Source organism: Actinomycetospora sp. ABD4_176, assembly GCF_056311855.1.
This window is the reverse complement of sequence record NZ_CM149974.1, coordinates 1,999,994-2,026,348: the sequence shown is the minus strand read 5'-3', so window position 1 is coordinate 2,026,348 and position 26,355 is coordinate 1,999,994. Positions and strand designations below refer to the sequence as shown.

Below are 26,355 nucleotides of genomic sequence, written 5' to 3'. Positions count from 1 at the left end.
CATGCCCTCCTCCGCATCGCGGCCCCGCCGGCCGGCAGCGAGCGTCCCCGCCACGGGCGCGGACGCCCCCCCGTCGGACGAGCCCGGCCAGGCGCGGACGGAGGACCCGCCGGAGAAGCCCTCGTCGCGCGCCGGGCGGAACCTACCGGTCGCGATCGGCGTCGGCCTGGCGATGGGCGCGGTGGTCCTGGTCGCGCTGCTCACGGTGCGGCAGGCCTGGATCGGCATCGTCGCGGTCTGCGCGGTGATCGGGACCTGGGAGCTCTTCGGCGCCCTGCACCGCGCCGCGGGGATCCGGCTCTCGCGGGTCCCCGTGCTGGTCGGCGGCCAGGCGATGATCTGGCTGGCCTGGCCGTTCGGGACCGAGGGCATCCTCGGCGGCCTGCTGGTCACGGTCATCGGCTGCTTCCTGTGGCGCATGCGCCTCGGTGCCGCGGGCTTCGTGCGCGACGTGGGCGCGTCGATGCTCGTGCTGTGCTGGATCCCGCTGTTCATGGCGTTCGGGACGATGCTCGTCGTCCCCGCCGACGGCGCGCAACGGGTCCTGACGTTCCTCATCGTCGTCATCTGCTCCGACACCGGCGGCTACGCCGTGGGCGCGCTCATCGGTCGGCACCCGATGGCGCCGAAGGTCAGCCCGAAGAAGTCCTGGGAGGGCTTCGCGGGCTCGATCGTGTTCGGCTCGCTCGGAGCGTCCCTGTCGATCGCCCTGCTCCTCGGGGACCGGTGGTGGTGGGGCCTGGTCGTCGGCCCCTTGCTCGTCGGCGCCGCCGTCACCGGTGACCTCGTCGAGTCGCTGGTCAAGCGCGACCTCGGCATCAAGGACATGGGCTCGGTGCTGCCCGGGCACGGCGGGCTCATGGAGCGCCTGGACTCCCTGGTCACCTCCGCGCCGGTCGCCTGGCTGCTGCTCTTCCTCCTGGTCCCCGTCCACGGGTGACGCGCTTCCGCAGGGGCGACGTCGTCGAGTCGCCCAACATCTGGCGCTGGCCCGAGGTCTACGAGCGCGAGAACGAGGCGCAGGACGTCACCGGCGCGCTGTGGGACACCGTCGCCGAGCTGGCGCCGTACGACGGCGCGGACGTCGTCGACGTCGGGTGCGGCGACGGCTACCACCTGCCGCGGTTCGCGCAGCGCGCCCGCACGGTCGTCGGCGTCGAGCCCCACGCGCCGCTCGTGGCCCGCGCCCGCGAGCGGGTCGCCGGGCTGCCGTCCTGCCGGGTGGAGCCGGGGAGCGCGGCCGCGCTGCCGCTCGCCGACGACAGCGCCGACGTCGTGCACGCCCGCACCGCGTACTTCTTCGGCCCCGGCTGCGAGCCCGGCCTGGCCGAGGCGTCGCGGGTCCTGCGGCCGGGCGGCGTGCTCGTCGTCGTCGACCTCGACGCCACCCGGCACTCCTACGGCACCTGGATGCGCGCCTCGGCCCCGCGCTACGACCCCGGCGCCGCCGAGCGCTTCTTCGCCGAGCAGGGGTTCGCGGTGCGGCGGGTCGACACGCTGTGGCGCTTCGCCGACCGCGCGACGCTCGGCGACGTGCTGCGGATCGAGTTCACGCCGGCCGTCGCGCAGCGGGCCCTGGACGGCACCCCGGGCCTCGCGCTGCCCGTCGCCTACCGCGTGCACACCCGCCGCGAACCGTCCGGGCTCCTCCGGCCCTGAGGCCCTGCACCGTTCCAGCAACCCACTGATCGAGATCCCTTGACGTGATCTCGGTCACGGTCGCACGCTGGTTGCGGCCAGCGAAACCCGTTGCTGGCAGCGCAACGACCGTCCGCATGCCGGCTCGGGGGGCCGCCGGACGCACGACGAGGTGAGGTGCTGATGACGGACGTCCTGCCCGGCCGCGCGGCGGTGGAACTCGCGCCGGAGCCGTCGTCGACGGTGGTGAGCCCGGGGATCCTGCTCTACCCACGGCTGCGGAAGTCGCCGTACTTCTGGAAGTCGCGCGCGCACGGCGTCGCGATGTACAGCGTCTACAACCACACGTACCACCCGCGCCACTACGGCGACCCGATCGCCGAGTACTGGGCGCTGCTCGAGGACGTGACGCTCTGGGACGTCGGCGTGGAGCGCCAGATCGAGATCGCGGGCCCGGACGCCTTCGCGTTCACGAACTCGCTCGTGCCCCGCGACCTGCACAAGTGCGCGGTCGGCCAGTGCAAGTACGTGTTCCTCACCGCGCCCGACGGCGGGATCATCAACGACCCGGTCCTGCTGCGCGTCGAGTCCGACCGCTTCTGGCTCTCGCTCGCCGACTCCGACGTCGGTCTCTGGTGCACGGCCCTGGCCCACGCCGGCGGCTGGGACGTGCAGGTCCGCGAGATCGACGTCGCACCGGTGCAGGTCCAGGGGCCGAAGGCGAAGGCCGTCGTCACCGACCTGTTCGGGGCCGACGTCGCCGAGATGCCCTACTACCACCTGCGCCACGCGGTGATCGACGACATGGAGGTCGTCGTCAGCCGCACCGGCTACAGCGCCGAGATCGGCTACGAGATCTACCTGCGCGACGCCGTCCGCCACGCGGGCCGACTGTGGGACCGCGTGTGGGAGGCGGGGCGCCCGCACGGGATGCGCCCGATCGGTCCGTGCCACATCCGCCGCATCGAGGGCGGCATGCTCGCCTACGGCTGCGACATCACCCTCGACACCAACCCGCTCGAGGTCGGCTACGACTACACGTGGATGGTCGACCTCGCCCAGGAGGCCGACTTCGTCGGCAAGGACGCCCTCGTCCGCGCCAGGGAGCAGGGCCCGTCGCGGTCGATGGTCGGCGTCGAGATCGGCGGCGCGCGGCTGGGGACGTTCAACGACGGCTCGATGATCGAGCCGTTCACGGTGCGGGACGAGGCCGGCGAGGTCGTCGGGAAGGTCACCAGCGCCTGCTGGTCCCCGCGGCTCGAGCGCAACATCGGGCTGGCGATGGTCGCGACGCCGTCGACGCCGCTCGGCACGACGCTGCAGATCGCCACGCTCGACGACGTGCGCGACGGCGTCGTCGTCGAGAAGCCGTTCGTCGACCCGCGCAAGCAGACACCCAAGGGCTGACCGGCTCGTGGACCACCTCACGGACGGCGCCGGCGAGGGTGGTGCGGGACCCCGCACCACCCTCGCCGCCCTGCTCGCCGACCCGCGCTTCGAGGTGGCGCCGACGGCGGACGTGCTCGACACCCCGGACACCATCGCCGCCGACCTGCCCGCCGGCGCCACGGTCACGGTGACGACCACCCCGCGCCGGGGCGTGGCCGCGACCGTCGCCGCCGCCGAGGCGCTCGCCGCCCGGGGCTTCGCGGCCGTGCCCCACCTCGCGGCGCGCAGCGTGCGCGACCGCGGCGAGCTCGCCGAGCACGTCGACCGGCTGGCCGCGGCCGGGGTGCGGGAGGTGTTCGTCGTCGGCGGCGACGCGCGCGAGGCCGCGGGGCAGCTGCCCGACGGCCTGGCGCTGCTGCGGGCGATGGAGGACCTCGGGCGGCGCCCGGCGCGTGTCGGCGTCCCGTCGTACCCCGACGGCCACCACCGCATCGACGACGACGCGCTCTGGGCCGACCTGCGGGTCAAGCAGTTCCACGCCGACTACACCGTCACGCAGCTGTGCTTCGACGCCGACCTCGTCGGCCGCTTCACCCGGGAGGCCCGCGCGCGGGGGATCGACCTCCCGGTGATCGCCGGCGTGCCCGGCGTCGTCGACGCCGCGCGGCTGCTGCGGCTCTCGGTGCGGATCGGGGTCGCCGACGCCGCGCGCTTCGCCCGCGCGCACCGCGGCACCGCCGGGTCGCTGCTGCGATCCGGTCGCCACACCCCCGACGCCCTCGTCGCGGAGCTCGCGGCGGGTGCGGCGGCCGGCACTGCCGACCTCGCCGGCCTGCACCTCTACACGTTCAACCAGGTCGCGCCGACCGTGCGGTGGCTCTCGCGGGCCCGCCGCTCGGCCGCGTGACGCCACGCCTTCGCGAGGAGGAGCCGTGAGCGCATTCCCGGACCGGGCCCAGGTCGTCGTCATCGGGGCCGGCATCGTCGGCAACGCCGTCGTGCACCACCTCGCCCGCCTCGGGTGGCGCGACGTCCTGCTCGTCGACAAGGGGCCGCTGCCCGACCCGGGCGGCTCCACCGGGCACGCGTCGAACTTCGTGTTCCCGGTGGACCACTCCCGGGAGATCACGCTGCTGACCGGCGACTCGGCGCGCCAGTACACCGAGCTCGGGACGCTGACGACGTGCGGCGGCATCGAGGTCGCGCGCACCGAGGAGCGGGTCGGTGAGCTGCACCGGCGGATGTCGTCGGCGCGGGCGTGGGGCATCGACGCCGAGATGATCAGCCCGGCGGAGGTGGCCGACAAGGTCCCCTTCCTCGACCCGTCGGTGGTGCTCGCGGGGTTCTGGACGCCGTCGGTGTCGGTCGTCGACCCGCTGCGGGCCGGCGAGCTGATGCGCGAGCGCGCGACGGCGGCCGGGGCGCTGACGGTGTCGGCGCTGACCGAGGTGCTCGGCATCGACACCGAGGACGGCCGGGTGACCCGCGTGCGCACCGACCGCGGCGACGTCGACACCGAGTACGTCGTGGTCGCGTGCGGGGTGTGGAGCCCGCGCATCGCGGCGCTGGCCGGCGCGACGATCCCGCTGACGCCGGCCGTGCACCAGATGATCGACGTCGGGCCCATCGCCGAGCTCGCCGCGACCGGGCGCGAGATCGCGTTCCCGATCATCCGCGACATGGACCCGCTGATGTACGAGCGGCAGAGCGGCCCCGACCTGGAGATCGGGTCCTACGCCCACCGGCCGATCCTCTGCGACCCCGCCGACATCCCGTCGATCGCGGCCGCGGCGCTCTCGCCGACGCAGCTGCCGTTCACCCCCGACGACTTCGACCCGCAGATGGAGGCGGCGCTCGAGCTCTTCGGCGGCATCCTCGACCGGCCCGACGCCGGTATCCGCCACGCCATCAACGGGCTGCTGTCGCTGACCCCCGACGGGCACCCGCTGCTCGGGGAGACCCCCGAGGTGCGGGGCCTGTGGTCGGCCGCCGCGGTGTGGATCAAGGAGGGCCCGGGCGTCGGTCGGCTGATCGCCGAGTGGATGACGTGCGGCGCGCCGGAGATCGACCCGCACGCGTCGGACGTCGCCCGGTTCGCGCCGCACGAGCGCACCCGCGCCCACGTGCGCGCCCGCGCCGCCGAGGGCTTCAACAAGACCTACGGGATCATCCACCCGCGCGAGCAGTGGAGCTCGGACCGCGGGGCCCGCCGCTCGCCCTTCCACCCGCGCGAGGAGGCCCTCGGCGCCGAGTTCTTCGAGGTCGCGGGCTGGGAGCGCCCGCAGTGGTACCGGTCCAACGAGCCGCTGGTCGCCGAGCTGGGCGTCGAGGACCGGCCGCACGAGTGGGACGCGCGCTGGTGGTCGCCGATCACGAGCGCCGAGCACCTCGCGATGCGGCGCGGCGTCGCGATGATCGACCTCAGCGCCTTCTCCCAGTTCGCGGTGCACGGGCCGGGCGCGCTCGCCTACCTCCAGCACCTGTGCGTCGCGCAGATGGACCGGCCGGTGGGTCGCGTGGTCTACACGCCGGTGCTCGGGCCCGACGGCGGCTTCCGCAGCGACCTGACGGTGGTGCGGCTCGGCGACGACGCGTTCCGCGTGATCACGGGCGCGTCGGACGGCGCGCGGGACCTCGCGTGGTTCCGGCGTCACCTGCCGGCCGACGGATCGGTCGCCCTGGAGGACGTGACGTCCGCGGTGTGCACCCTCGGGCTGTGGGGCCCGCGGGCGCGCGACGTCCTCGCCGCCGTCACCGACGAGGACGTCACCGACGCTGCGTTCCCGTTCGGGACAGCGAGGACCGTGCACGTCGGCTCGGTCCCGGTGCTCGCGCTGCGGCTGTCCTACGTCGGCGAGCTCGGCTGGGAGCTGCACACCGCCACCGAGCACGGCCTGCGGCTCTGGGACGCCGTCGCCGCGGCCGGCGCGCCGCACGGGATCGTGCCGGCCGGCATCGGCGTCTACGGCACCACGGCGCGCCTCGAGAAGGGCTACCGGCTCATGGGCCACGAGCTCGACGCGGAGCACGGGCCGGTGGAGGCCGGGCTCGCGCTGCCCCGGCTCAAGGAGGCGGACTTCGTCGGCAAGGCCGCCTACACCAAGGCGCGCGAGGGCGAGCCCGAGGCGACGCTGTGCTCGTTGACGCTGGACCCGGGCACGGACCGATGCCCGCAGGGCGGCGAGCCGATCCTCACCCCCGACGGGGAGCGCATCACCGACCGTCGCGGCCGGCCGTCGTACGTCACGAGCGCGGGGACGGCGCCCTCGCTGGGCACCTACCTGATGCTCGCGTACCTCCCGCCCCAGCTCGCGGTCGAGGGCACCGGCCTGCTCGTCGAGTACCGGGGGGAGCGGTACCCGGTGACGGTCGCGCGGGCCGGGCGCACGCCGCTGTTCGACCCCGACGACACGCGGATGCGCGGGTGAGGCCGGCATGCCCACGACGACCGACGTCCTGGTCTGCATCAAGCGCGTCCCCGCCGTCGGCGCCGAGATCGCGCTGACGGCCGACGCGACGGCGGTCGACACCCGCCACCTCGGCTTCACCATCGGCCCGCACGAGGAGTGCGCGGTCGAGGAGGCGGTCCGCATCGCCGAGCGGACGGGCGGGCGCGCGGGCGTGCTGACCGTCGGGCCGCCCGAGACCGAGGAGCAGCTGCGCTACGCGCTGTCCATGGGCGCCGACCACGCTGTCCGGGTCGAGGCGGCGGGGTCGTCCGTGGCGGACCCGGAGCCCGAGGTCACCGCGGCCGCGATCGCGGGCGCGGTGCGGGAGCTGCCGCCCTACGACCTCGTGCTGTTCGGGGAGGCGTCGGCCGACGCCGGGCACGCGCAGGTCGGGTTCCGCGTGGCGTGCGCGCTGCGGCGCCCGATCGTCGGTGGCGTGAAAGGGATCGAGGTCGGGGACGGGCACGTCGTCCTGCGCCGCGAGGCCGGCGGCGGCGTCGAGGTCCACGAGGCCCCGCTGCCTGCGGTGGCCGCGGTGCTCGAGGGCCTCAACCTCCCGCGCTACCCGACGATCAAGGGGCGGCTGCGGGCGAGGAAGGCGCCGGTCCGGGTGCTCGCGGGCCCGGCGGCGACGAGCGGCCTGCGGACACTGCGGCTGCGCCACCGGCCCGAGGCGCGCGCGGAGACCGTCCTGCTCGGGCACGGGGCCGGGGCCGCCCCGGCGGTGGTGGACGTCCTGGCGGAGCTGGGGGTGGTGCGCTGATGGTGCTCGCGTGGATCGAGAGGGACGCGCAGGGGAGCCCGACCGCCGCGGCGGGCGAGGTGCTCGCCGCCGCGCGCGAGCTGGCCGGGGAGCTCGACGCCGAGGTCACGGCCGTCGCGGTCGGGGAGCCCGGCGACCTGCCCGACGACCTGGCCAAGCAGGGCGTGGCGCACCTGGTCCTGCTGCGCCACGAGCTGCTCGCCGACGCGTCGCCGGCCGCCGTCGGCGAGGCGCTGGCCGGGCTCGCGACGGCGCGCGGGCCCGCGGCGGTGCTCGCGGCGGCGACCCCGGAGAGCACCGAGGCGCTGGCGTGGGCGGCCGCGGCGCTCGGTGTGCCGCTCGCCACGGCCTGCACCGGGATCCGGCCCGGCGAGCCGTGGGAGGTCACCCGGGAGCGCGCCGGGGGCATCCTGCTCGAGGACGCGGTGCTCGACGCCCCCGTCCGCCTCGCCACCCTCACCGGCGGTGCGCGGACGACCGGCGAGACCGCGCCGGCGCCGGAGGTGGGCGTCGAGGTCGTCGTCCCCGAGCTGGACCCGACGCTGCCGCGGGCGCGGCTGGTCGAGCACCGGGCGCGGGCGTCGGGGATGACGCTCGCGACGGCGCCGGTGGTCGTCTCGGGCGGGCGCGGGGTCGGCAGCGCCGAGGGCTACGCCGTGCTCGAGGAGCTCGCGGGCCTGCTCGGCGGGGCCGTCGGCTGCTCGCGCGTCGCCACCAACAACGGCTGGCGCCCGCACGCCGACCAGGTCGGGCTCACCGGCACCCGGATCAGCCCCGACCTCTACGTCGCGTGCGGGATCAGCGGCGCCACCCAGCACTGGGTGGGCTGCATGTCGGCGCGGTCGATCCTCGCGGTGAACACCGACCCGGAAGCGGCGATGGTGCGCCGGGCGACGTGGGCGGTGGTCGGGGACGTGCACGAGGTGCTGCCGGCCGTGGTGGCCGAGATCCGGCGGCGTGCAGGGGATTGACGGCCCGGGACGGGACGGGTCGGACCGACGTGGAGGGCGGGGCTGGCGTCCGGTGCCCGCCCGCGCCCGCGTTACCGTGGAGGTCGTGTCCGCGTACCCGCCGCCGCGCCCGCCCGGGCGGGGCTTCCAGGGCTCCCCGCCGCCGCGCGGGGGGCGTGCCGTCCGCCTCGACCCGGTGCTCGTCGAGATCGGGGCCGGGCTGGTGTGGCTCGCGGCGGGGACGCTCGGCCTCGGTGCCGACGGCGTGGGCACGCTGATCCTCGCGGTGGGCATCGCCGTGGCCATCGGCATCGCGGTGGAGAACCGCCGGCGCGGGCCGCGCCCGTTCGACACCACGCGCTCGAGCGAGGTGCTGCGCCTCGGCGGCGCGGTGATCGTGCTGGTGATCGTCGCGTCGATCGTGCTCGGGCTCATCAGCGCCTCGGCGTTCCTGCCGGGCCTCGCGCTGATCGCCACCGGTGTCGCGTTCGTGCTGCTCAGCCGTTCGACCGGGCAGCGACCGACGCGCTGGCTCGGGTTCGTGCTCGTCGGCGCCGGGGTGCTCTCCGCGCTGGTCACCACGGCCACCGCGGGCGGGTTCGTCTCCCAGGGGCTGCTCGGGCTGCTCGCCGGCGTGCTCCTCCTGCTGTCGGCCGCCGACCGTGTCGGCCTCGTCGAGATGCTGCGGGACCGCGCGCGATGACCGAACCCGTGACCGCCCCGGACGCGCAGGACGCGCAGGACGCCCCCGGCCCGGTGCTCTCGCTCTCCCCGCGCGGCACCCGGCGCACGCGCCCGCCGCGCCACCTCGCCGACCTCGACCCGGCCGCGCGCCGCGAGGCCGTCGCCGAGCTCGGCCTGCCCGCGTTCCGCGCCGACCAGCTCGCCCGGCACTACTTCGCGCGCCTCGAGGCCGACGCCGCGGCGATGACCGACCTGCCCGCGGCGGCCCGCGAGGCGCTCGGGCCGGCGCTGCTCCCCGAGCTGCTCACGCCCACCTCGGTGGTCGACTGCGACGGCGGCGCCACCCGCAAGACGCTGTGGCGCGCGAACGACGGCGCGCTCGTCGAGAGCGTGCTCATGGGCTACCCGGACCGCGCCACCGTCTGCATCTCCAGCCAGGCCGGCTGCGGCATGGCGTGCCCGTTCTGCGCCACCGGCCAGAACGGCCTGGAGCGCAACCTGTCCACCGCCGAGATCGTCGAGCAGGTCCGCTCGGCGGCGGCCGTCGTCCGCGACGGCGCGCTCGGCGCGGACTTGCGGCGGCTCTCGAACGTGGTGTTCATGGGCATGGGCGAGCCGCTGGCCAACTACCGCCGGGTCGTCGACGCCGTGCACCGCCTGTGCGACGCGCCGCCCGCCGGCCTGGGGCTCTCGCAGCGCTCGGTCACCGTCTCGACGGTCGGCCTCGTCCCGGCGATCCACCGCCTCGCCGACGAGGGCCTGCAGGTGACCCTCGCGGTCTCCCTGCACACGCCCGACGACGAGCTGCGCGACAGCCTCGTGCCCGTCAACCAGCGCTGGCCGGTCGCCGAGGTGTTCGCCGCCGCCCGCCGCTACGCCGACGTCACCGGGCGGCGCATCTCCATCGAGTACGCGTTGATCCGCGACGTCAACGACCAGCCGTGGCGGGCCGACCTGCTCGCCAAGCTGGCCTCGAAGCACCTCGGCCGGCTGGTGCACGTCAACCTCATCCCGCTCAACCCGACGCCGGGCAGCAAGTGGGACGCGAGCCCGGCGCCGGTGCAGGCGGAGTTCGTCCGGCGGGTGCGCGACGGCGGCGTGGCGTGCACCGTGCGCGACACCCGCGGCAGGGAGATCGCCGCGGCCTGCGGGCAGCTCGCGGCCACCGCCCGGCCCTGACGCCCGGCATGATCGCCGCGTGAGCACCCCGGAGGTCCGCCGCCTCGTCCCGCACGTCGTCGAGGGCGTCGCGGACGCGGACACGGTGACGTGGGCGCGGGCGATGACAGCGGCCTTCCTGCGCCCCCGCATCGATCCCGCCGACCTCGCGCGGGCCGCCGCCTCCTACGCGGGGCAGCGGCTGCGCGGGGTGTACGAGACCGGCGACCCGGCTCCGGTCGCGACGCTGCGCTCGTGGGACTCGCGGATGACGGTGCCCGGCGGCGAGGTCACCGTCGACGCCGTCACCTCGATCGGCGTGCGCTCCACCCACCGCCGCCGCGGTCTGCTGCGCGCGGTGCTCGTCGACGACCTCGCCGAGGCCGTCCGCGCCGGCACCCCCGTGGCCGCGCTGACCTCCACCCAGGGCGCGCTCTACGAGCGCTTCGGGTTCGGGGTGGCGTCCTGGACGCGGTCGCTGCGCCTCGACACCCGCGCCGCGCGGTTCCGCGTGCCCGAGCCCACCGGCCGCCTGCGCACCCTCGACGTCGCGACCCTGCCGTCGGCCGCGGCGCCGGTGCAGGACCGCGCCCGGCGCCGGCACCCCGGCTCGATGGACCGCGCCGGTCATCCGTGGACCGCGCTGATGACCGGCGAGAACACCTTCACCGGCATGACCCCCGACCGCATGCGCCACGCCGTGCTCTGGTCCGACGGCTCGGGCCGTCCGGGCGGCTACGCCGTCTACCGCGTCGCGCGGGACTGGATCGGCGAGGACGGCGGCGAGATCGCCGTGCTGGACCTGCAGGCCACGACGCCCGAGTCGTACCGCGAGCTCTGGCGCCACCTCGCCTCGCTCGACCTCGTCGGGTCCGTGACCTGGTCCGACGCCTCGGTCGACGAGCCGCTGCCGTGGCTGCTCGAGGACCACCGGCCGGTCACCGCGGGCGCGACCCGCGAGATGCTCTGGCTGCGGATCCTCGACGTCCCGGCCGCGCTCGGCGCCCGCCGCTACCCGGTGACCGACCGGATCGTGCTCGCGGTCGACGACCCGGCCCGGTACACCGCGGGCACCTGGGCGCTCGACACCACCGACCCCGTGGAGCCCCGGGCGTCGGGCACCACCGACGAGCCCGACGTCGCCCTCGACGTCGCGACGCTCGGCGCGCTCTACCTCGGCGGCGTCGACCCGCGCGTGCTCGCCCGCGCCGGGCGGCTGGAGGAGCGCACGCCGGGGGCCGCCGGGCGCCTCGCCCGGCTGCTCGCCGCGCCGAGCGTGCCCTGGAACGGGATCCGCTTCTAGACCTCGGGCACCTCGTCCGGCGGCTCGTCGGGCACCGTGTCGTCGCGGTCGGCCCAGTCGAGCAGGGCACGCAGGTCGAACACCGCCTCGTCGATGCCGTCGGTCAGGTCGCCGACCCGCGCGTAGCGGGCCGGCATCGTCGCGATGGTGAAGTCGCCGGGCTCGGCGTCGTCGACCTCGTCCCACCGCAGCGGCGCCGACACCCGCGCCTCCGGCGTCCCGCGCACCGAGTAGGCCGAGGCGATGGTGTGGTCGCGGGTGTTCTGGTTCCAGTCGAGGAAGACCGTCCCGGGCTCGCGGTCCTTGCGCCACCAGGCGGTGGTGACGAGGTCGGGCGCGCGCCGCTCGACCTCGCGGGCGAACGCCAGTGCCGCGCGACGCACCTCGGTGAAGGAGTGCTCGGGGCGGATGCGCACGTAGACGTGCATGCCCTTGCCCCCGGAGGTCTTCGGGAAGCCGACGGCGCCGAGCTCGTCGAGCACCTCGTGCACGACGGCGGCGACCCGCCGGATCGTCGGGAACTCGACCCCGGGCATCGGGTCGAGGTCGATGCGCCACTCGTCGGGCGTCTCGACGTCGGCGGCGCGCGTGTTCCAGGGGTGGAACTCCACGGTCGACATCTGCACCGCCCAGACGACGTCGGCGGGGCTCGACACGCAGAGCTCGTCGGCGGTGCGGTTGAAGCGGGGGAAGTGCACCCGCACGGTGCGCACCCAGTCCGGTGCGCCCTTGGGCAGGCGCTTCTGGTGCACCTTCTCGCCGTCGACGCCGGTGGGGAAGCGGTGCATCATGCACGGCCGGTCGCGCAGCGCGCGGACGATGCCGTCGCTGACGGCGAGGTAGTAGTGCGCGAGATCGAGTTTGGTTTCCCCCCGGGCCGAGAAGTACACCCTGCCCGGGTTGGTCAGCCGCACGGTCCGGCCGTCCACCTCGATCTCCGCAGCGTCCGCCACGGCGGCACCGTACCGCCGCGACGGCCCGATCCCCGGCACGAACGGAGCGCCATGAGCAAGCGGATCGTCGTCCTCGGCGGCGACGCCACCGGCATGTCCGCCGCCTCGACGGCCCTGCGGCACGCCGAGGACGGCGAGCTGGAGGTCGTCGTCCTGGAGCGCGGTCACTACACGTCGTACTCCGCCTGCGGCATCCCGTACTGGATCTCCGGCCACGTGCAGGACGGGGACCAGCTCATCGCCCGCTCACCCGAGCAGCACCGCGAGGCCGGCATCGACGTGCGGATGCGCGCCGAGGCGACGGCGATCGACCTGGAGAAGAAGTCGGTCAGCGTGCGCGGGGTCGACGACGGCGACCGCTACGAGCTCGGGTTCGACGAGCTCGTCATCGCCACCGGCGCGGTGCCCACGGTGCCGCCGCTCGCGGGTTCGGACGCGCAGGGCATCTTCGGGGTGCAGTCGCTGGAGCAGGGCGAGGAGATCGTCAAGGATCTGGCCGGGGGCGAGCGGAGCGACGGGGAAGGCGGACGCGGCGAGCGTCGCCGCGCGGTCGTGGTCGGCGCCGGCTACATCGGTGTCGAGATGGCCGAGGCGATGGTCGTGCGCGGCATCGAGACGACGATCCTCGACCAGGCGCCCGAGCCGTTCACGCAGGTCGACCCCGACATGGGCGCGCTCATCCGCGAGGCCATGGAGGGCATGGGCATCACGGTGGTCACGGGCACGTCGGTCGACGGCTTCGACGTCGGCGAGGACGGCCGCGTGCGCGCGGTGCGCGCCGGCGACGCCGTCCACCCGGCCGACATCGTCATCATGGGGCTGGGCGTGAAGCCGAACGCGCAGCTCGCCGCGGACGCCGGCCTGCCGATCGGACCCTCCGGCGGGATCGTCACCGACGTGCGGATGCACGTCGCGCCCGGGGTGTGGGCCGGCGGCGACTGCGTCGAGGTGCGCCACCGCCTGTCGGGGGAGAGCGTGCACATCGCGCTCGGTACCCACGCCAACAAGCACGGCCGGATCATCGGCACCAACATCGCGGGCGGCTACGGCGCGTTCCCGGGCGTCATCGGGACCGCCATCAGCAAGGTCTGCGACCTCGAGATCGGCCGCACCGGCCTCGGCCAGGCCGAGGCCGACGCCGTCGGCTACGCCTACGTCTGCGCGACCGTCGAGTCGACGACGACCGCGGGCTACTGGCCCGGGGCCGAGATGATGACGGTGAAGGTGCTCGCCGAGCAGCGCACCGGGCGCCTGCTGGGCGCGCAGATCGTGGGCCGGCCCGGCTCGGGCAAGCGCATCGACGTGTTCGCGACGGCGATCTGGAACGGCATGACCGTCGAGGAGATGACGTTCATGGACCTCTCCTACGCCCCGCCGTTCTCGCCGGTCTGGGACGCCGTGCTCGTCGCGGCCCGCAAGGCGGCCAAGGAGGTCCAGGGCGAGATCCCCGCCTCGCCGGTCTGAGGGGCGTCAGCCCACGTGGACGGCGGGGCGGCGGTCGCGGTCGGGCTCGGCCTCGGCAGGACCTCGCGGGTCACGGCCGACGACGACCGGCCCCGACGCCCGGGGAGCGGTCGGTGGGGCGCTCACCGACGCCAGGACGTCCGGGAACGGATGATGGCGCCGAGCGAGAGCGCGAAGAAGCCGATGGCCAGGGCCACCAGCCAGACGTCCTCCTGGCGGCCCTCGTGGTTGCCCCAGAGCATCACGAGCATGATGGCCGCGACGAGGAAGCCCGCGAAGCGCGCGACCTTCGGGTAGTGGCCGTGCCACCCCCACTCGACCGAGGGCTCCTGGTCGGACGAGACGCCGTTGACGACGACGGCCTTCTCGTCGTGGTGGGCGACACCACCGCCGCCCTGGTGCTGGCGGGCGGGGCTGTTCGAGGCCACGGTGACTCCTGGAGGGATCGCTCGTGCGGGCGCGCCCAACCTACCGCGAGCCCGGCCACCGCGCCCCGGCTACCGCGCGAGGCGGGCGCCCGTGATGATGAGCCGCGATGAGCACACCCCCCGAGCCGTCGGAGCCGTCGGACCCGTCCCTGCCGCGCCGGCTCGTCGTCCTTGGCTCCACCGGGTCGATCGGCACGCAGGCCCTCGACATCGTCCGCGCGCACCCCGACCGCTTCGTCGTGACGGGTCTCGCCGCCGGCGGCGGGCGCCCCGACCTGCTCGCGCAGCAGGCCGCCGAGTTCGGGGTCCCGACGCTCGCCGTCGCCGACCCCGCGGCCGCGCCGGACCTGCGCCGGCGCAGCGGGGCCGAGGTCCTCGCGGGGCCGGACGCCGCGACCGAGCTCGCCGGGACCGACGCCGACGTCGTGCTCAACGCCATGGACGGCTCCCGCGGCCTCGCGCCGACCCTGGCCGCGCTGGCCGCGGGGTCGACGCTGGCGCTCGCGAACAAGGAGTCGCTGGTCGCCGGCGGCCCGCTCGTGACGCGCGCGGCGACGCCCGGGCAGATCGTGCCGGTCGACTCCGAGCACTCGGCGCTCGCGCAGTGCCTGCGCGGCGGGCTGCCCGAGGAGGTCGCGCGCCTCGTCCTGACCGCCTCCGGCGGGCCGTTCCGCGGACGCCCGCGCGCCGAGCTCGCCGGGGTGACCGTCGAGCAGGCCCTGGCCCACCCGACCTGGGCCATGGGGCCGGTGGTGACGCTGAACTCCTCGACCCTGGTCAACAAGGGACTCGAGCTCATCGAGGCCCACCTGCTGTTCGGCGTCCCGTACGCGCGCATCGACGTCGTCGTGCACCCGCAGTCGATGGTCCACTCGATGGTCACCTACACCGACGGCGCCACGATCGCGCAGGTCAGCCCGCCGGACATGCACATGCCGATCGCCCTGGCGCTGGCCTGGCCGCAGCGCCTCGCGGGGGCGAGCCGGCCCGAGACCTTCGCCGACCCGACCAGCTGGACCTTCGAGCCCGTCGACACCGCGGCGTTCCCCGCCCTCGAGCTCGCCCGGGCCGCGGGCACGGCGGGCGGGTGCCTGCCGGCCGTGTTCAACGCCGCCAACGAGGAGGCCGTCGCCGCCTTCCTCGCCGGGCGCTGCGCGTGGACCGGGATCGACGAGACCCTCGCCACGGTGCTCGACGCCGCCGGCGACTGGGCCGCCGACCCACGCGACGTCGACGACGTCCACGCCGCCGAGGCCTGGGCGCGACGGGCGGCGTCCGAGCGGCTGTCCTCGCCGGTGGGCTGAGGTCCCACGCCGGTCCCGCGCCGCTCCGACGCGGCTCGGGCACGGGCCCCACGTCGGGCACACGGAGGTCGGGGCTACCGTCGTCGTCCGTGATGCTCGTCCTCGGGATCGTGCTCTTCGCGCTGGGGCTGCTGCTCTCCATCGCCTGGCACGAGCTCGGCCACTACTCCACCGCGCGGCTGTTCGGCATCCGCGTGCCCGAGTTCATGGTCGGCTTCGGGCCGACCGTGGTCTCGTTCCGGCGGGGCGAGACGGAGTTCGGGGTCAAGGCGATCCCGCTCGGCGGCTACATCCGCATGATCGGGATGATCCCGCCGCCACCGGGCGAGAAGGTCGGGCGCAGCCGCCGGTCGGGGCCCTTCCAGGGCATGATCGACGACGTCCGCGCCGACTCGGTGCGCGACATCCGGCCCGGCGACGAGGACCGCCAGTTCTGGACCCGCAAGCCCTGGCAGCGGATCATCGTCATGCTGGCGGGCCCGTTCATGAACCTGGTGCTCGCGATCGTGCTGTTCGCGATCGTGCTCATGGGCTTCGGCGTCGCGACCCCGCAGCCGGTGGTGAGCGCGGTCAGCGAGTGCGTCGTGCCGGCCTCGCAGGTCACGCCGGGCTGCCCGCCGGGGGCGCCGCCGACGCCGGCCGCCCAGGCGGGGTTCCGCGCGGGGGACCGGATCGTCTCGTTCGACGGCCGCGCCTACGGGGACTGGGAGAGCCTGCAGCGGGCGATCCGCGACGCCCGCGGCACCGTGCCGGTGGTCGTGGAGCGCGACGGGGCCCAGCTCACGCTCTACCCGACGCTCATCGAGAACCAGGTGCCCGACCTGGACACCCCGCTGGGCGCCGACCCCACCTACGTCACCGCCTCGTTCCTCGGGCTCTCGCCGATCGAGCCGGTCATGCGGCAGAGCGTCGGCCAGGTCACCGAGCGCATGGGGGAGATGCTCGAGGGCTCGGTCTACGCGATCGCGCGCCTGCCCGAGAAGGTGCCGGCGCTGTTCGGGGCGGTGTTCCTCGGCGAGGAGCGCGAGGTCAACGGACCGGTGAGCCTCGTCGGCGTCTCGGTCATGGGCGGCCAGGTGCTCGAGCAGGAACGCCCGGTCGCGGTGGAGGTCGCATTGTTCCTCAACCTGCTCGCCGCGGTGAACCTGTCGTTGTGCCTGCTCAACCTGCTGCCGATCCTCCCGCTGGACGGCGGGCACGTGCTGCCCGCGGCGTGGGAGGCGGTCAAGAAGCGGATCGCGCGCCTGCGGGGGCGTCCCGACCCCGGCCCGGTCGACCTCGCCCGCCTCATGCCCATCGGCGTGGGGTTCGCCGCGGTGATCATGGCCTACGGGGCGCTGGTGATCGTCGCGGACATCGTCAACCCGATCGACCTGGGGCTGTAAGCCGCGCCACCGGCGGGCGCCCGCGTTCTGGGGGAGACTGGATCGTGACGCGCCCACGTCGTCTCTATGTGAGTCGAGGAGAGAGATGACCGTCGACCTCGGTCTGCCCGAAGCTCCCGCCGTGCTCGCCGCGCGCCGCAAGACCCGCCAGCTCGACGTCGGCGGTGTCGGTGTGGGCAGCGATCACCCGGTCTCGGTGCAGTCGATGACCACCACGCTGACCGCGGACATCAACGCGACGCTGCAGCAGATCGCGGAGCTGACCGCGGCCGGCTGCGACATCGTGCGCGTCGCCGTGCCCAGCGCCGACGACGCCGAGGCGCTGCCCGCGATCGCGAAGAAGTCGGGGATCCCGGTGGTCGCCGACATCCACTTCCAGCCCAAGTACGTCTTCGCCGCGATCGACGCCGGCTGCGCCGCGGTGCGCGTGAACCCGGGCAACATCAAGAAGTTCGACGACAAGGTCGGGGAGATCGCCCGCGCCGCCAAGGACGCCGGCACCCCCATCCGGATCGGCGTCAACGCCGGCTCGCTCGAGCCGTCGATCATGGCCAAGCACGGCAAGGCCACGCCCGAGGCGCTGGTGGAGTCGGCGCTGTGGGAGGCGTCGCTCTTCGCCGAGCACGACTTCCACGACATCAAGATCTCGGTGAAGCACCACGACCCGGTGACGATGGTGCGCGCCTATGAGCTGCTCGCCGAGCAGTGCGACTACCCGCTGCACCTCGGCGTCACCGAGGCCGGGCCGACGTTCCAGGGCACGATCAAGTCGGCGACGGCCTTCGGCGCGCTGCTGTCGAAGGGCATCGGCGACACCATCCGGGTCTCGCTCTCGGCGCCGCCGATCGAGGAGGTCCGCGTCGGGCTCTCGATCCTGGAGTCGCTGAACCTGCGCCCGCGCAAGCTCGAGATCGTCTCCTGCCCGTCCTGCGGGCGCGCGCAGGTGGACGTCTACAAGCTCGCCGACGAGGTCACCGCCGGGCTCGAGGGCATGGAGGTGCCCCTGCGCGTCGCGGTCATGGGCTGCGTCGTCAACGGCCCGGGCGAGGCCCGCGACGCCGACCTGGGCGTGGCGTCCGGCAACGGCAAGGGGCAGATCTTCGTCAAGGGCGAGGTCATCAAGACCGTCCCCGAGGCCCAGATCGTCGAGACCCTCATCGAGGAGGCCCTGCGCCTGGCCGAGGAGTCGGGCGAGGAGGAGCTCGCGGGCGGCACCGCCGGCGGGGCCCCGACGGTCACCGTCGGCTGACTCGTGTCAGCGAAGTGCCGTCGCGGACGTTGAGTGTCCGTATCGGTACTTCGATCACGGTTGCGACGGGCGCTCAGGCCTGCGCCGTCGGGCGGACGACGAGCTCACCGACGTCGACGCCGGGCGGCTGCTCGACCGCGTAGGCGATCGCCGGCGCGACGGCGTCGGGCGGCATCGCCTCTCCGTGGCCCACTGCCGCAGCTCGTCGTCGTCGGTGGCGTCGACGAACGGCGTCGCCGTCGTCCCGGGCGACACGGCGGTGACGCGCACGCCCGGCCCGGCCTCCTGGCGCAGCCCCTCGCACACCGTCTGCACGGCGTTCTTCGTCGCGGCGTAGACGCCCTGGCCGGGCACGATCCGCAGCCCGGCGGTGGACACGACGGTGACGAAGTGGCCGCTGCCCTGCGCCCGGAAGACCGGCAGCGCGGCGGCGACCCCGTGCAGCACCCCGCGCAGGTTCACGTCGATCATCTCGTCCCAGTCGTCGACGGTGAGGTCGTCGAGCGGGGCAACGTGACCGACGCCGGCGTTCGCCACCAGCACGTCGAGGCGGCCGAAGCGTGCGCGGGCGCGGTCCACCAGGCCCGCGAGGTCCTCGCGGCGCCGGACATCGGTGGTGGCGGTGACCACCTCGCCGCCGGCGCCCTCGATCTCCTCCGCCACCGCTGTGAGCTGCCCGGTGCGCCGCGCGCCGAGGACGAGGCGGGTCCCGCGGGCCCGAGCAGGCGGGCGGTCGCGGCGCCGATCCCCGAGCTCGCCCCCGTGATCGCGACGACCTTGCCCTGCACGCCGTCGTCCACCGAGCGGGCTCCTTCGGCTTCGGAAGTGATAGGCCTCTTGCACGCTGGAGTAAGTGGTCCATCACTTCGAGGGGGTGCGATGCCCGACACCGGGGGCGCGGCTCGACGTGGGCGCTACCACCACGGCGACCTGGCGTCGGTGCTCGTGACGGAGGGCCGTGCCCTGGTCGCGGAGGCCGGCCTCGGCGGGTTCTCGGTCGCCGAACTCGCACGCCGGATCGGGGTGAGCACCGCCGCGCCCTACCGGCACTTCGGCGACCGCGACCGCCTGCTCGCGGCGATCGCCTCCGCGACGGCCCGCGACCTCGCCGACGCGCTGGGCTCGGTGCCCGGGGACGACGCCGTGGCCCGGCTCGCCGCGGCGACCGGCGCCTACGTCGCGTTCGTCGCCCGTCACGGCGTCGGCGTCGACCTGGTCTTCGCCCCCGAGCTGCGCCGGCTCGGTGACGAGGACCTCGCCGTCGCGGGCCGCACGGTCATGGACGTGCTCGTGGTCCTCGCCCGGGAGGTGCGGCCGGCGGCGGACGAGGCGCTGCTGCTGGTCGAGCAGCTGGTCGCCCTCGCCCACGGCTACGCCGCCCTCGACGGGGTCGGTCTCACGGCCGCGCGGATCACCGCGGACGACACCCCGACGCGGGCGGCCCGAGCCGCCCGGGCGCTCTGCGCGCCGCCGAGCGGATCGTGACCGAGCCGTGACGTGATCATGCTGCGCGAGGTCCCGGCACTGTCGGGGGGTGGTCCTAGCGTCATGGGTGTGGAGGACGAGCGGAGCGAGGGCGGGCGGGGCGGCGACGCGCCTGACGGCCTGCCGCCGCTCGTCCTGCGGCAGGCCGTGGCCGACGCCATCGCCCACCGTCTGCCGCTCGCCGCCGACGCCGTGCTCGAGGGTTCGCTCGACGCCGAGCAGCTCCTCGTCCTCGAGGAGGGCGTGGAGATCGTCCGCGCGCGGCGCGGGGCCGATGCCGCCACGGCGCTCGAGGGCGAGCTCGTCGACCTCGCCCGCTCCCGACCCGGCGCCGACCTGGCCCCGGCCGTCACCGCGTTCCGGGCCGGGCTCGGACCGATCGAGACGGGCCTGGCCGACACGGCCATTGAGGATGGCGACACCCTCGACGTGGCGTCCGGCGACGTCAGGCTGGTCGCCACCGAGCCTGTCGCTGCCGAGCCGGCGGGCGCCGAACTGGTGAACGCCGAGCCGGTGGACGCCGAGCCGGTGGACGCCGAGCCGGTCGACGCCGAGCCGGTGGACGCCACCGGCGGCGGCTCCCTCGTGCCCGCTGCGGCCCTCGGCGTCGCCGGATCCATTCCGGCAACCGCGGACGAACGACTCGACAGCATCGCCCCGGCCTGGCCGGCGGCGCTCCTCGGTCCGCCACACCGAGACCGGACCGACTCAGCGAGAATGATCTCCGATCGACCCGCGTGCGGTGAGGCCCGGAGTCGTCGGCGCACGGTGCTGGCGAGGACCCACCCTCGGTCGCGCCCTGGAGGGTGCAGACCCCGACTCCTGCGCACGACGACCGCACGAGGTCCGCCGCCCCGCCACGCCCCCGCCACGCGAGGTCGCGCTCACCGACACCAGGCCGACAGCCCGCGGACGTCGACGCGACGCCTTCAGGCGCCCACCACCGGCCATCGGGCTGCGGCGAGCATCCGCTCTCGTGCGGCACAGCCGCGCCCCGTGATCGGATAGTGGCGTGAGCACGTTCGACGACCTCGACGCCTTCGTCGCCACCCGCCGCTGCGCCGGCCTCGCGCTCTCCCCGGACGGGACGCGGCTGGTCACCACCGTCTCGGAGCTCTCCGCGGACGGGAAGAAGTACGGGACGGCGCTGTGGGAGCTCGACCCGCACGGCACCCGGGCGCCGCGGCGTCTGACCCGCTCCACCACGGGCGAGTCGTCCGCGGCCTTCACACCCGAGGGCGACCTGCTCTTCACCTCGCGGCGGGCCGACCCGACCGCGGAGAAGCCGGCGGAGGGAGCAGCGGACCGCTCGGCGCTGTGGCTGCTGCCCGCCGCGGGCGGCGAGGCGCGCCCGGTGGTCGAGCGCCCGGGTGGGGTCAGCGGCTTCGCCGTCGCGCGCGACGCCGGCACGCTGACCGTCGTCACGCCGAAGCCGGTGGAGGGCAGCAAGGAATCGGCCGAGGAGCAGCGCGAGGCCCGGGAGTCCCAGGGCGTGTCGGCGCGCCTGCACACCCACTTCCCCGTGCGCTTCTGGGACCACGACCTCGGTCCCGGCCGCGCGCACCTCCAGCGCTGCGCGCCCCCGGACCCCGCCGATCCGGACGCCCGCTACGGCGAGCCCGAGCACCTCGCCCCGCACGGCGACGAGCGCCTCGGCGGCTCGGCCGTGAGCCCCGACGGGCGCACGGTCGCGGTGGTCGTCGACGTGGCCGACCCCGCCGACCCCGCGTCCTGGCGCCGCCGCCTCGAGCTGCACACCGACGAGGGCACCGTCGTCGTCGGCGACGAGCCGGGCGCCGACCACGAGGCGCCGGTGATCACGCCGGACGGGCGCTGGCTGCTCTGGGTGCGCGAGCGCCACCCGCGTCCCGGCCGCGGCATGGCCCACACGCTGCGGGCCCGCTCGCTGGCCGACGGCACCGAGGACGACGTCCTGCCCGAGGAGGCCCACCAGGTCCGCGGCGTCACCGGGGCGCCGGGTGGGGATGTCGTGTACGTCGTCGTGGACGAGGCCGGGCACGGGCCGGTCCTGCGGGTGTCGATCACCGACGGGACCGTCACCCGGCTCACCGCGTCCGGCGCCTACACCGACGTCGTCGCCGCGCGGGACGGCTCGGCGCTCTACGCGCTGCGCTCCGCGGTCGACGCGCCCCCGACGCCCGTGCGCCTCGACCCCGAGGCCCGCGACCAGGAGCCCGTCGCCCTGCGCGGGGTCACGGCGCTCGACCCGCTGCCCGGCACGCTGAGCGAGGTCCACGCCACCGCGGCCGACGGCACCCCGCTGCGTGCGTGGCTGGTGCTGCCGGGCGGGGCGTCGGCGAGCTCGCCCGCGCCGCTGTTGCTGTGGATCCACGGCGGCCCGCTGTCGAGCTGGAACGCCTGGTCGTGGCGCTGGAACCCGTGGTTGATGGCGGCGCGCGGCTGGGCGGTGCTGCTGCCCGACCCGCGCCTGTCCACCGGCTACGGGCAGGCGTTCCTCGACCCGGCCACCGGCGCGTGGGGCGAGCTGCCCTACACCGACCTCATGACCACCACCGACGCCGCGCTCGCCCGCGACGACGTCGACGCGACCCGCGTGGCGGCCATGGGCGGCTCGTTCGGCGGCTACATGGCCAACTGGATCGCGGGGCACACCGACCGCTTCGCCGCGATCGTCACGCACGCGAGCATCTGGCATCTCGACGGCTTCGTCGGCACCACCGACGCGTCGTTCCACTGGCGCCGCGAGTGGGGCGACCCGCTCGACGAGCGCGAGCGCTACGACGCCCACTCGCCGCACCGGCACGTCCGGTCGATCGCCACCCCGATGCTGGTGATCCACGGCGACAAGGACTACCGCGTCCCGATCTCCGAGGGGCTGCGCCTCTGGTACGACCTGCAGCGCAGCGGGGTCCCCTCCCAGTTCCTGTACTTCCCGGACGAGAACCACTGGGTGCTCGCGCCGGGGGACGCCAAGCTCTGGTACCGCACGGTGTGGGCGTTCCTCGACCACCACGTCCTCGACCGGCCGTACGAGCGTCCGTCGCTGGTGTAGCGACACGGGACTCCACTGGGAGTCGGGGCCCCCGACGTGGCAGGCTGAGAGGGTGCTCCGTACCGCCGGTGCGCGGCTGCTCGACGACCGGGACCGGTCGAAGGTGCGGAGCGCCCTCGACGCCGATCCCGTCGCCACGTGCATGGTCGCGTCGCGGGTCGAGACGGTCGGGGTGGAGCCCTGGCGCCTGGGTGGCGAGCTGTGGGGCGTCGGCGGCCGGCTCGACGGTCTGTGCTTCTCCGGGGCCAACCTCGTGCCCCTGCGCGGCGAGCGCACCGAGGTCCGCCACTTCGCCGAGCGCGCCCGGCGGCAGCGCCGCCACTGCTCGTCGCTCGTCGGGCGCCGCGAGTTGGTGCTGCCGCTCTGGGAGGAGCTGCAGGAGTACTGGGACACCGCCCGCGAGGTCCGTCCCGACCAGCCGCTGATGGCCACCGCGACGGCCCCGTCGATCGACCCCGACCCCGCCGTGCGCCAGACCCGCCCCGACGAGCTCGAGCGCTACCTGCCGGCCGCGATCGCCATGTTCCTCGAGGAGGTCGGCGTCGACCCCCGCCTCGGCGACGGCGGCGCGGGCTACCGGGCGCGGGTCGCCGAGCTGATCGGCGCCGGGCGGGCCTTCGTGCGCTTCGAGCAGGGCGAGGTCGTGTTCAAGGCCGAGATCGGCGCGCTGTCCTCGCGGGTCGGGCAGATCCAGGGCGTGTGGGTGCACCCCGACTGGCGCGGGCGGGGCCTCGGCCAGGCCGGCACCGCCGCCGTCGTCGCGCACCTCGTGCGGGCCCGGCGCGTCGCGAGCCTCTACGTCAACGCGTTCAACACCCCGGCGCGGCGCGCGTACGAGCGCATCGGGTTCGAGCAGGTCGGGTCGTTCGCGACGGTGCTCTTTTGACCGCGCTCACCCCCACCCGCCGCACCGGCGCGCTGATCGCGCTCGACGCCGTCGCCGTCCTGGCCTTCGCCGCGCTCGGGCGGGCGAGCCACGCGGAGGATCTCGCCGGCACCCTGCTCACCGCCGCCCCGTTCGTCGCCGGCGCCGCGGTCGGCACGCTCGCCGGCCGCACCTGGCGGGCGCCCCTGGCCTGGCGCTCCGGGCTCGCGGTGTGGGCGGGCGCGGTGGTCGTCGGCCTGCCCCTGCGCGCGGCGCTGACCGGGCGGCTGCCGCTGTCGTTCGCGATCGTGGCGCCGGTCGCGATCGGGGTGCTGGTGCTCGGCTGGCGTGCCGCTGTCCACGTGGTCGCCCGGCTCGTCACGCGGTCGCGGCGCGGCGCCTAGGCTGGGGACATGCCGGTCCGCGCTCCGCTGCGGCCGGGGCAGCAGACGCCGCTGCGCCCGGTCCCGCCCCAGATCCCCCGCCCCGAGTACGTGGGCAGGCCCGCGCCGTCGCGCAGCACCGACCCGTGGGTGCAGACGCCCGAGATCATCGCCGGCATGCGCCACGCGAGCCGGATCGCCGCGCAGGCCCTGCAGGCCGGCGGCGAGGCCGTGAAGCCCGGCGCCACCACCGACGACGTCGACCGCGTGGTGCACGAGTTCCTCGTCGACCACGACGCCTACCCCTCGACCCTGGGCTACCGCGGCTTCCCCAAGTCGTGCTGCACCTCGCTCAACGAGGTCATCTGCCACGGCATCCCCGACTCGACGGTCATCGAGGACGGGGACATCGTCAACATCGACGTCACCGCCTTCGTCGGTGGCGTCCACGGCGACACCAACGCGACGTTCCTCGCCGGCGAGGTCGACGAGGAGGACCGCCTGCTCGTCGAGCGCACGCACGAGGCGACGATGCGCGCGATCAGGGCGGTGAAGCCGGGCCGCGAACTCAACGTCGTCGGACGGGTCATCGAGTCCTACGCCAACCGCTTCGGCTACGGCGTCGTGCGCGACTTCACCGGCCACGGCATCGGTCGTGCGTTCCACTCCGGGCTCGTCGTCGTCCACTACGACGACCCGAGCCGGCACGAGATGCTCGAGCCGGGCATGACGTTCACGATCGAGCCGATGATCACCCGTGGCACCGTCGACTACGACGTCTGGGACGACGGCTGGACGGTGACGACGAAGGACAAGTCCCACACCGCCCAGTTCGAGCACACGATCCTCGTCACCGACACCGGCAGCGAGATCCTCACCCTGCCCTGAGCGCATGCGCCCCCACGTGCTCGCCTCGGCGGCGGTGTCGATCGACGGGTTCCTCGACGACGCGTCGCCCCGGCGGCTCGTGCTGTCCGGGCCCGCCGACCTCGACCGCGTCGACGCCGAGCGGGCGGGCGTGGACGCGATCCTCGTCGGCGCCGGCACGGTGCGGGCCGACGACCCGCGGCTGCTCGTCCGCTCGCCCGAGCGGCGCGCCGACCGCATCGCCCGCGGCCTCGGGCCCTCGCCGCTGCGCGTGGTGCTCTCCGCCCACCCGGTCGACCCCGCGGCGCGCGTGCTCACCGAGGGCCGCGACGTCGCCGACACCGTGGTCCTGCACGGCAGCCCGCACGAGGTGCTGGAGCGGCTCGCGGGCCACGGCGTCGTGCGGCTGATGGTCGAGGGCGGGGCGGCGGTGCACCGGGCGTTCCTCGGCGCCGGGGTGGTCGACGAGCTGGCGCTCGTGGTGGCCCCGCGCCTCGTCGGCGACGGGCCGCGCTTCACCGGCGCGCCGGCGTCGGCGCACCTCCTCGAGACCCGGACGATCGACGCCGACGTGCTGCTGCGCTACCGCTTCGGCCCCGCCGACGCCCGGTGGCTCGCCGAGGCGTGCTCGCTGGCCGAGCGCTGCCCGCCGTCGCCGTCGGCGTTCTCGGTGGGCGCCGTGGTGGTCGCCGCCGACGGCACCGTGCTCGCCACCGGGCACAGCCGCCGCGACGACGTCCTCGACCACGCCGAGGAGGTCGCGCTGCGCGACGTCGACCGGTCCGACCCGCGCCTGCCCGGCGCCACCCTCTACACCTCGCTCGAGCCGTGCGGCCAGCGCGCGTCGCGGCCGGTGACGTGCGCGCAGCACATCCTCGACGCGGGCATCGGGCGGGTGGTCATGGCCTGGCGCGAGCCGCCGCTGTTCGTCGGCCACCCCTCGGGGGCGGCGCGGCTGGAGGCGGCGGGCGTCGAGGTCGTCGAGTGCCCCCAGCTGGAGGAGCTCGCCCGGCGTCCCAACCGGCACCGGTAGGCCGCCTCGGTCATCGTGGGGGGCGTGCGCTCGCTGCCGATCCTGCTGCCCGCCGCGGTGATCCGTGCCCGCGCCTGCCCGCTCGCCTCGATCCGCCAGATCCGCACGTGGCGGCTGCGCTTCGTCGAGCGTGGCGCCGCCGACGACCTCCCGCGCCCGGCCGGCTGGTCCGACGTCGTCGAGGCCTCCGCGACACCCCACGGCGGGTCGGTCGCGCTCCACGGGGACGGCTTCCGGGCCGTGTGGGACGCGCCGCGCGCGGTGAGCGGCCCCGTGCGCCTGCGCGGGGACCTCGTCGTCGACCCCCTCGACGGCCTCGAGACCCGCGGCCGCATCCTGCGCCTGCGGCTGCTCACCGAGACCGTGCGCGAGGACGCGGCGGGGGAGCGGGTGGTCGCCCTGAGCGCGCGGGACCTCTCGGCGATCCCGAAGGCGGTCGACGACGGGTCGCGGGAGGACGCCGGCGGCGGCACGGCCCTCGACGTGCGGACCCGCGACCGGGGCGTGCTGCTGGACGTCGAGCTCGGCCCCGTCTGACGCGCGCGGAGGTGGGGATCACGTGCGGCGGGTC

25 protein-coding genes are annotated in these 26,355 nt (G+C 75.3%); 22 read left to right on the top strand and 3 right to left on the bottom strand.

Translation table 11 applies throughout. The features are described 5' to 3' along the window. Nucleotide 1: 1 nt before the first annotated feature. From ACYX4T_RS09895 to ACYX4T_RS09850, 10 genes are all read left to right on the top strand, one after another. Nucleotides 2–940 carry a phosphatidate cytidylyltransferase gene (locus ACYX4T_RS09895; RefSeq protein ID WP_476014363.1) on the top strand — a complete coding sequence of 313 codons (939 nt, stop codon included), beginning with the start codon at nucleotides 2–4 and terminating at the stop codon, nucleotides 938–940. After that, nucleotides 937–1,659 (top strand): class I SAM-dependent methyltransferase, encoded by a 723-nt coding sequence (locus ACYX4T_RS09890; protein ID WP_476014362.1) that lies wholly within the window; start codon nucleotides 937–939, stop codon nucleotides 1,657–1,659. Before ACYX4T_RS09895 ends, ACYX4T_RS09890 begins: the two co-directional genes overlap by 4 nt. Before the next feature lie 162 nt (nucleotides 1,660–1,821). Further along, nucleotides 1,822–3,045, top strand: a complete 1,224-nt coding sequence (locus ACYX4T_RS09885; protein WP_476014361.1) for a glycine cleavage T C-terminal barrel domain-containing protein — start codon at nucleotides 1,822–1,824, stop codon at nucleotides 3,043–3,045. Between the two features lie 7 nt (nucleotides 3,046–3,052). Continuing rightward, on the top strand, nucleotides 3,053–3,934 hold the full coding sequence (locus ACYX4T_RS09880; RefSeq protein ID WP_476014360.1) for a methylenetetrahydrofolate reductase: 882 nt from the start codon (nucleotides 3,053–3,055) through the stop codon (nucleotides 3,932–3,934). A 25-nt stretch (nucleotides 3,935–3,959) separates the two neighbouring features. After that, on the top strand, nucleotides 3,960–6,455 hold the full coding sequence (locus ACYX4T_RS09875; RefSeq protein ID WP_476014359.1) for a GcvT family protein: 2,496 nt from the start codon (nucleotides 3,960–3,962) through the stop codon (nucleotides 6,453–6,455). Between the two features lie 7 nt (nucleotides 6,456–6,462). Continuing rightward, nucleotides 6,463–7,239 carry an electron transfer flavoprotein subunit beta/FixA family protein gene (locus tag ACYX4T_RS09870; protein WP_476014358.1) on the top strand — a complete coding sequence of 259 codons (777 nt, stop codon included), beginning with the start codon at nucleotides 6,463–6,465 and terminating at the stop codon, nucleotides 7,237–7,239. Next, nucleotides 7,239–8,210 (top strand): electron transfer flavoprotein subunit alpha/FixB family protein, encoded by a 972-nt coding sequence (locus ACYX4T_RS09865; RefSeq protein WP_476014357.1) that lies wholly within the window; start codon nucleotides 7,239–7,241, stop codon nucleotides 8,208–8,210. The genes ACYX4T_RS09870 and ACYX4T_RS09865 overlap by 1 nt, the downstream gene beginning before the upstream one ends. 85 nt (nucleotides 8,211–8,295) lie before the next feature. Next, on the top strand, nucleotides 8,296–8,892 hold the full coding sequence (locus ACYX4T_RS09860) for a hypothetical protein (protein WP_476014356.1): 597 nt from the start codon (nucleotides 8,296–8,298) through the stop codon (nucleotides 8,890–8,892). Beyond that, nucleotides 8,889–10,052 (top strand): dual-specificity RNA methyltransferase RlmN, encoded by a 1,164-nt coding sequence (rlmN, locus tag ACYX4T_RS09855; RefSeq protein WP_476014355.1) that lies wholly within the window; start codon nucleotides 8,889–8,891, stop codon nucleotides 10,050–10,052. The genes ACYX4T_RS09860 and rlmN overlap by 4 nt, the downstream gene beginning before the upstream one ends. A 19-nt stretch (nucleotides 10,053–10,071) precedes the next feature. Continuing rightward, on the top strand, nucleotides 10,072–11,334 hold the full coding sequence (locus ACYX4T_RS09850) for a GNAT family N-acetyltransferase (RefSeq protein ID WP_476014354.1): 1,263 nt from the start codon (nucleotides 10,072–10,074) through the stop codon (nucleotides 11,332–11,334). Here the strand turns inward: ACYX4T_RS09850 and ligD are convergent. After that, a complete protein-coding gene (gene ligD / locus ACYX4T_RS09845) occupies nucleotides 11,331–12,287 on the bottom strand; it encodes a non-homologous end-joining DNA ligase (protein WP_476014353.1) in 957 nt (318 codons plus the stop codon). The two genes, ACYX4T_RS09850 and ligD, sit on opposite strands and share 4 nt — an antisense overlap. 51 nt (nucleotides 12,288–12,338) lie before the next feature. Between ligD and ACYX4T_RS09840 the strand changes: the two genes are divergently transcribed. Further along, nucleotides 12,339–13,751 carry an FAD-dependent oxidoreductase gene (locus tag ACYX4T_RS09840; protein ID WP_476014352.1) on the top strand — a complete coding sequence of 471 codons (1,413 nt, stop codon included), beginning with the start codon at nucleotides 12,339–12,341 and terminating at the stop codon, nucleotides 13,749–13,751. 122 nt (nucleotides 13,752–13,873) lie between these two features. Here ACYX4T_RS09840 and ACYX4T_RS09835 read toward each other — a convergent pair whose 3' ends face one another. Continuing rightward, nucleotides 13,874–14,179, bottom strand: coding sequence for a DUF2631 domain-containing protein (locus ACYX4T_RS09835; RefSeq protein WP_476014351.1), 306 nt, complete (start codon nucleotides 14,177–14,179; stop codon nucleotides 13,874–13,876). Between the two features lie 107 nt (nucleotides 14,180–14,286). Between ACYX4T_RS09835 and dxr the strand changes: the two genes are divergently transcribed. From dxr to ispG, 3 genes are all read left to right on the top strand, one after another. Further along, nucleotides 14,287–15,483, top strand: a complete 1,197-nt coding sequence (gene dxr / locus ACYX4T_RS09830) for a 1-deoxy-D-xylulose-5-phosphate reductoisomerase (protein WP_476014350.1) — start codon at nucleotides 14,287–14,289, stop codon at nucleotides 15,481–15,483. A gap of 92 nt (nucleotides 15,484–15,575) precedes the next feature. Then, nucleotides 15,576–16,868, top strand: coding sequence for a M50 family metallopeptidase (locus ACYX4T_RS09825; RefSeq protein ID WP_476015227.1), 1,293 nt, complete (start codon nucleotides 15,576–15,578; stop codon nucleotides 16,866–16,868). 85 nt (nucleotides 16,869–16,953) lie between these two features. Next, complete coding sequence (gene ispG / locus ACYX4T_RS09820; protein ID WP_476014349.1) at nucleotides 16,954–18,117, top strand: flavodoxin-dependent (E)-4-hydroxy-3-methylbut-2-enyl-diphosphate synthase; 1,164 nt, start codon at nucleotides 16,954–16,956, stop codon at nucleotides 18,115–18,117. 54 nt (nucleotides 18,118–18,171) lie between these two features. Here ispG and ACYX4T_RS09815 read toward each other — a convergent pair whose 3' ends face one another. After that, nucleotides 18,172–18,780: an SDR family oxidoreductase gene (locus tag ACYX4T_RS09815; RefSeq protein WP_476014348.1), complete on the bottom strand. Its 609-nt coding sequence runs from the start codon at nucleotides 18,778–18,780 to the stop codon at nucleotides 18,172–18,174. 216 nt (nucleotides 18,781–18,996) lie between these two features. Here ACYX4T_RS09815 and ACYX4T_RS09810 point away from each other — a divergent pair, with 216 nt between their 5' ends. From ACYX4T_RS09810 to ACYX4T_RS09775, 8 genes are all read left to right on the top strand, one after another. Next, a complete protein-coding gene (locus ACYX4T_RS09810; RefSeq protein WP_476014347.1) occupies nucleotides 18,997–19,602 on the top strand; it encodes a TetR/AcrR family transcriptional regulator in 606 nt (201 codons plus the stop codon). Nucleotides 19,603–19,671: 69 nt separating this feature from the next. Continuing rightward, a complete protein-coding gene (locus ACYX4T_RS09805; protein WP_476014346.1) occupies nucleotides 19,672–20,610 on the top strand; it encodes a hypothetical protein in 939 nt (312 codons plus the stop codon). 4 nt (nucleotides 20,611–20,614) lie between these two features. Next, nucleotides 20,615–22,636, top strand: a complete 2,022-nt coding sequence (locus ACYX4T_RS09800; protein ID WP_476014345.1) for a S9 family peptidase — start codon at nucleotides 20,615–20,617, stop codon at nucleotides 22,634–22,636. Nucleotides 22,637–22,688: 52 nt separating this feature from the next. Then, on the top strand, nucleotides 22,689–23,522 hold the full coding sequence (locus ACYX4T_RS09795) for a GNAT family N-acetyltransferase (protein ID WP_476014344.1): 834 nt from the start codon (nucleotides 22,689–22,691) through the stop codon (nucleotides 23,520–23,522). Continuing rightward, nucleotides 23,519–23,905, top strand: a complete 387-nt coding sequence (locus ACYX4T_RS09790) for a DUF3054 domain-containing protein (protein WP_476014343.1) — start codon at nucleotides 23,519–23,521, stop codon at nucleotides 23,903–23,905. The genes ACYX4T_RS09795 and ACYX4T_RS09790 overlap by 4 nt, the downstream gene beginning before the upstream one ends. Before the next feature lie 9 nt (nucleotides 23,906–23,914). Beyond that, nucleotides 23,915–24,772, top strand: coding sequence for a type I methionyl aminopeptidase (gene map, locus ACYX4T_RS09785; RefSeq protein ID WP_476014342.1), 858 nt, complete (start codon nucleotides 23,915–23,917; stop codon nucleotides 24,770–24,772). Between the two features lie 4 nt (nucleotides 24,773–24,776). After that, a complete protein-coding gene (locus tag ACYX4T_RS09780; RefSeq protein ID WP_476014341.1) occupies nucleotides 24,777–25,784 on the top strand; it encodes a dihydrofolate reductase family protein in 1,008 nt (335 codons plus the stop codon). A 24-nt stretch (nucleotides 25,785–25,808) separates the two neighbouring features. Continuing rightward, entirely contained in the window at nucleotides 25,809–26,321 is a 513-nt protein-coding gene (locus ACYX4T_RS09775; protein ID WP_476014340.1) for a hypothetical protein, read from the top strand. Nucleotides 26,322–26,355 lie beyond the last annotated feature (34 nt).